Here is a 5628-nt window from a genome sequence, read left to right as displayed (position 1 = left end):
GCTTCTCTGCTGCTTCTTGAACGCGCTCTGATTTGTGCATGTTCATTGGTACGATAGCCACTTGGAAAGGCGCTAGAGCGTCTGGCCAGATGATGCCGTATTTATCATTGTTTTGCTCGATAGCTGATGCCACAACACGTGATACACCGATACCGTAACAACCCATTTCTAGAATTGAACTCTTACCGTTTGAATCAAGTACGCTACAGTTCATCTTATCAGAGTAAGTGGTACCTAACTGGAAGATATGACCGACTTCGATACCACGTTTTAGCATCAACGTACCTTGACCACATGGGCTTGGATCGCCTTCAACTACGTTACGTAGATCATCAACACGGCCAAGTTCAACGTCACGACCCCAGTTGATACCGATGTTGTGTTTACCATCGATGTTAGCACCAGCAGCAAAGTCACTCATTACTGCAACAGTGTGGTCAACGATAACAGGTAGTTCAAGGCCTACAGGACCTAGAGAACCTGCACTCGCGCCGATAAGCTCACGCATTTCTTCTTCAGTTGCCATCTCTAATGGCGATGCAACTTCTACAAGGTTTTCTGCTTTGATTTCGTTAAGTTCGTGGTCACCACGGATGATCAATGCCACGATAGGTGCGTCGATTTCATCAGAAGCTTTAACGAATAATGTTTTCACTGTTTTTTCGATAGCAATACCATGTTGTTCAACCAATTCTGCGATAGTTTTCGCATTGGGTGTATCAATCACTGTCATTGCTTGTGTTGGTTCTGCGCGCTCAACAGCAGGTGCGATAGCTTCTGCTTTTTCGATGTTAGCAGCGTAATCAGATTCAGTAGAGAATGCGATTAAGTCTTCGCCACTTTCAGCCAGTACGTGGAACTCTTGAGAACCATTACCACCGATTGCGCCTGAATCTGCCAATACTGGACGGTATTCAAGACCCATGCGATCGAAAGCTTTACAGTAAGCAGCATGCATTGTATCGAAAGACTTTTGTAGGCCATCTTTATCGATATCAAAGCTGTAAGCATCCATCATGCAGAATTCACGAGCACGCATTATACCAAAACGAGGACGACGTTCATCACGGAATTTCGTCTGAATTTGGTATAGGTTTAGCGGCAGTTGCTTGTAAGAACTTACTTCATTACGCACAAGGCTAGTGATAACTTCTTCAGCGGTTGGGCTAAGTACAAACGGACGGAAATGACGGTCAGTAAAGCGAAGTAGTTCAGGGCCCATTTTTTCAGAGCGGCCTGTCTCTTCCCATAGTTCAAACGGCTGAACAACGGGCATCAAGGTTTCGATAGCGCCTGCATTGTCGATTTCTTGGCGAACGATGTTTTCGACTTTACGCAGCACACGCAGACCTGTAGGTAGCCAAGTGTATAAACCTGAAGCTAACTTACGGATCATGCCTGCACGTAGCATTAGTTGATGACTAATGACTTCTGCGTCGTTTGGCGTCTCCTTCAGGGTAGAAAGAAGATATTTACTGGTACGCATTGATGGTATCCGTTATTGATGAAAGGAAAGAGAAGGAACTGATGTTCCACCCGTCAGTATCATGACGATAGCCTGTTATATTACCAGTCTCGACGCTATTCGCCAAAGATAACTACATAAGATCTATTATTGATTAATGGTATCGATACTAATTACGGTGATCACAGGTTCTGAAACCGTAAACTGGACATTAAAATCAAATAAGTTAACGGCATAAGTTTTATTATCAGATTTGCCTTTTTTGTACGCGGGGCGTGGATCTTGCGCTAAGACTTCGGTGATCACCGCGCGATGATAATCCGCTTTTTTACCTGATAACTGTTGCTGGGCGTTAAGGCTAAATTCTACGATTAGGGTTGGTGGTTGCTCTGAAGCAAAGCCACCTAATGCATCAGGTAAACTGTCGGAGTAGGGAATATAAGGTTTAATATCAATAATTGGTGTGCCATCAACTAGATCGGCGCCACCAATATCAATAATGACTTGACCATTATGATGACGTACTCCTTTTAATTTAACGGCAGACATACCGATACCGTTGGGGCGAAACGTCGCACGGCTAGCAAAAACACCAATCCGCTCATTACCGCCAAGACGAGGTGGACGAACTGTTGGACGCCATCCTGCTTCTAAGTTTTGATCAAATAAAAATAATAACCAAACATGACTAAATTGCTCAATGCTTCGTACTGCTTCTAGTGAATTAGCAAGACCTTGTAATACAATTTCACAATTGGCACTTGGCACTAATCCTGGTTGGCGAGGGACTGCGAATTTTTCTTTATAAGGGGAGTGGACGATACCGATAGGTTCAATGCTATAAGCCATTAAATTAGCCAATTATACGCTGAAAGTAATCTTATAATATAACATAAAAAAAGCAGGCACTCAGGCCTGCTCTTGATGTAAAAAGGTTAAGTAAGGCGATTACCAGCCCTTCACTGCTCCACCATTAAAAATGGTTTGCGCTGAGTTATAAACCTCATCAGATTGATAAGCTTGAATGAATTTTTGAACATTTTCTGCTTTGACGTTATCTTCACGGGCGACAATGATATTGACGTAAGGTGATTGTTTATCTTCAACAAACACCCCGTCTTTTTCTGGGGTTAGATTTAAGCTACTCGCATAAGTCGTATTAATAATCGCTAAAGCAACATCATCTAATGAACGTGGCAATTGCGCAGCTTCTAATTCAACGATGTTAAGGTTTTTAGGATTGTTAACAATATCTAACACGGTTGCTGTTAAACCAGCATCAGCTTTGAGGGTAATTAAGCCTTGTTGTTGTAACAATAATAATGAACGGCCAAGGTTAGTCGGATCATTGGGAACCGAAATCTGATCGCCATCTTTTAATGCATCAACAGATTTAATCTTATTAGAGTAGCCCGCGATAGGGTAAACAAACGTATTACCCGCAATCGCAAATTTATAACCGCGATCTTTAATTTGTTGCTCAAGATAAGGTTTATGCTGGAAAGCATTGGCATCAATAGATCCTTCTGCTAACGCGGCATTTGGCGAAACGTAATCAGTAAAGGTAACTAATTCAACATCAAGTCCATATTTATCTTTAGCTTGTTTAGCAGCAACTTCTGCAACTTGCTCTTCTGCGCCAGCCATCACGCCAATTTTAACTTTATTGTTATCAACTACCGCTTCTTGGTCACTACAACCTGTTAGTGCAACCGCTGCAGCAACGCTAGCAATGGCAAAAAGATGTTTAAGATTGAACGCCATAGTATTTCTCCTTAAATGGGCTTCCCTAATGGTATAGCGATAAATAAAACTGTTATTTTTTAGCGATGATCAACGCGTTTGACTAAATGATCACCAATTGATTGAATCAGTTGTACTAAAATAACTAACATGATGACGGTGATTGCCATGACGGTGCCATCAAAACGTTGATAACCATAACGAATACCGACATCTCCTAAGCCACCACCGCCAACCGTTCCAGCCATTGCCGAATAACTGATTAAGGTAACTAAGGTGATAGTGATGGCATTAATAATGCCAGGTAGGGCTTCGGGTAATAGCACTTTGGTAATGATCTGTATTGGGGTTGCACCCATAGCTTGTGCGGCCTCAATTAATCCTGTTGGAATTTCCAGTAATGCGCCTTCTACTAAACGTGCAATAAAAGGAATAGCCCCAACAGTCAGTGGCACAATTGCGGCTGCGGTACCAATAGAACTGCCAACCACAAATCGAGTAAAAGGAATAATGGCAACTAATAAGATAATAAAAGGGATTGAACGGCCAATATTAACCACAATACCGAGTGTTTTATTTAAAAGAGGGTTGTGCCATAAACCATTTTTCTTGGTGAGATGCAGGGCAACACCTAACGGAATACCAATGATAAAACCAATTAAGCCTGCAACAAACACCATGGTTAATGTTTGTCCCAATGCTTCGATAAGTAATTCAGTTAGGCGCTGATTGCTCTGCCACCATGTTGTTATTGCATCAAGAGACATAACCTAGTACCTCAACATTTAATTTATGATCACGTAAAAAAGTAATAGCGTTATCTATGGCGGTTTGAGTACCAAAGAATTCAGCAAGCATTAATCCAAATTTCACTCCGCCTGCATAATCCATATTGGAACTGAGAATACTGATATCGAGATTAAACTCACGTGCAACTTGGCTAATCAAAGGCGCATCAACAGAGTCGCCAGTAAATTCAAGTCGAATTAATGGATAGCTTCCTTTTATCGAGGTTGGTGTCATTCTTAATTGATAATCTTCAGGAATTGATAGATCCAAGGTTGAGCGGATAAACGCTTTCGCTAATTCTGTTTTTGGGTGCGCAAAAATGTCACTGACAAGACCTTGTTCGACTAATTCGCCATCACCAATGATCGCAACTTGATGACAAATACGTTTTACTACATCCATTTCATGGGTGATTAATAAAATGGTTAAATTAAGTTGCTGATTAATTTTACGTAATAAAGCCAGTATTGATTGGGTTGTTGCAGGATCAAGTGCGCTGGTGGCCTCATCACATAACAAGACTTTTGGATCAGAGGCTAAAGCGCGTGCGATAGCGACCCGTTGTTTTTGACCACCACTTAAATTTGAGGGGTAACTATGACGTTTATCGTCTAAACCAACAAGTGATAGTAATTCAGTGACTTTGGTATTTATTTCTTGTTCTGGAGCGCCGGCAAGTTCTAGTGGTAAGGCAATATTGGCAAATACAGTACGTGATGACAGTAAATTAAAATGTTGGAAAATCATGCCAATTTTACGACGAGCTAACGTCAGATCATTAGATGAAAGATTGGTCAAATCAATTCCATCAACCACGACATTACCATTGGTTGGTTTTTCTAATAAATTTACGCAACGGATCAGAGTGCTTTTTCCTGCACCTGATGAGCCAATCACGCCAAAAATCGTTCCTTGTTCTATGGTGAGATTAATATCTTTTAGCGCATTGATCGCTTTTTCACCTTGATAGAACACTTTATTGACTTGTTTTATTTCTATCATTGAACTTCCTGATTCTTAGATAAAACGATTATATGAGAGTGATGTTATATTGCATAGGTTGTTGCTGATTAGTTATTCTGGTTAAAACATCTTTGTAACTGTTAATCTGATGCTATTGGTAATCGGTTTTTAAGTCAATAGCTATTTTTACGTCTAGACGTCTAAATGGTTTTCGTCTTTATAACGGTGTTAACTTCAATGATAATCAGCTTGTTGGGGGTGATAACTAATACTTTTCGATGCCAACTCGTGCCATAATCTAATCAATATTTAATTAATATCTAATTTATTGAGGGCTTTCTTGTGGCCAAACCTGCTGTCTTTATTGATCGCGATGGCGTAATAAACGTTGATCGTGGCTATGTACATACTGTTGATGATTTTGAATACATCGATGGTGTTTTTGGTGCATGTAAAAAATTCAAAGAAATGGGTTACTTACTTGTTTTAGTCACTAATCAATCAGGTATTGCTCGTGGTATCTTCAGTGAAGATGAGTTTCTATCTTTGACTGAATGGATGGATTGGAACTTCGAAGATCAAGGTATTGAACTTGATGGTATTTACTATTGCCCGCATCATGCAACTGAGGGTAAAGGTGAATATTTACAAGATTGTGATTGCCGTAA

Annotated in this window: 6 protein-coding genes; 1 reads left to right on the top strand and 5 read right to left on the bottom strand. The window is 40.5% G+C overall.

Annotation, left to right across the window (positions count from 1 at the left end):
* From Q0V26_RS17805 to metN, 5 genes are all read right to left on the bottom strand, one after another.
* On the bottom strand, nt 1–1486 hold a 1486-nt coding region (locus Q0V26_RS17805; RefSeq protein ID WP_297486319.1), incomplete at its 3' end, for a proline--tRNA ligase.
* Nucleotides 1487–1612: 126 nt separating this feature from the next.
* A complete protein-coding gene (tsaA, locus tag Q0V26_RS17800) occupies nt 1613–2314 on the bottom strand; it encodes a tRNA (N6-threonylcarbamoyladenosine(37)-N6)-methyltransferase TrmO (RefSeq protein WP_107237645.1) in 702 nt (233 codons plus the stop codon).
* 99 nt (nt 2315–2413) lie between these two features.
* Nucleotides 2414–3229 (bottom strand): MetQ/NlpA family lipoprotein, encoded by an 816-nt coding sequence (locus tag Q0V26_RS17795; RefSeq protein WP_297486316.1) that lies wholly within the window; start codon nt 3227–3229, stop codon nt 2414–2416.
* A 59-nt stretch (nt 3230–3288) separates the two neighbouring features.
* Nucleotides 3289–3975 carry a methionine ABC transporter permease gene (locus tag Q0V26_RS17790; protein WP_297486315.1) on the bottom strand — a complete coding sequence of 229 codons (687 nt, stop codon included), beginning with the start codon at nt 3973–3975 and terminating at the stop codon, nt 3289–3291.
* Complete coding sequence (gene metN / locus Q0V26_RS17785; RefSeq protein ID WP_297486313.1) at nt 3965–4999, bottom strand: methionine ABC transporter ATP-binding protein MetN; 1035 nt, start codon at nt 4997–4999, stop codon at nt 3965–3967. The genes Q0V26_RS17790 and metN overlap by 11 nt, the downstream gene beginning before the upstream one ends.
* A 303-nt stretch (nt 5000–5302) precedes the next feature.
* On the opposite strand from metN, the gene gmhB reads away from it, so the two are divergent.
* Nucleotides 5303–5628: D-glycero-beta-D-manno-heptose 1,7-bisphosphate 7-phosphatase (gene gmhB, locus Q0V26_RS17780; RefSeq protein ID WP_297486311.1), on the top strand; the 326-nt coding region annotated here is incomplete at its 3' end.

Source organism: uncultured Photobacterium sp., from assembly GCF_947039875.1.
Lineage (GTDB): Bacteria > Pseudomonadota > Gammaproteobacteria > Enterobacterales > Vibrionaceae > Photobacterium.
Note: the sequence above shows the minus strand (reverse complement) of the source record. Positions and strands in the feature narration are given on the sequence as shown.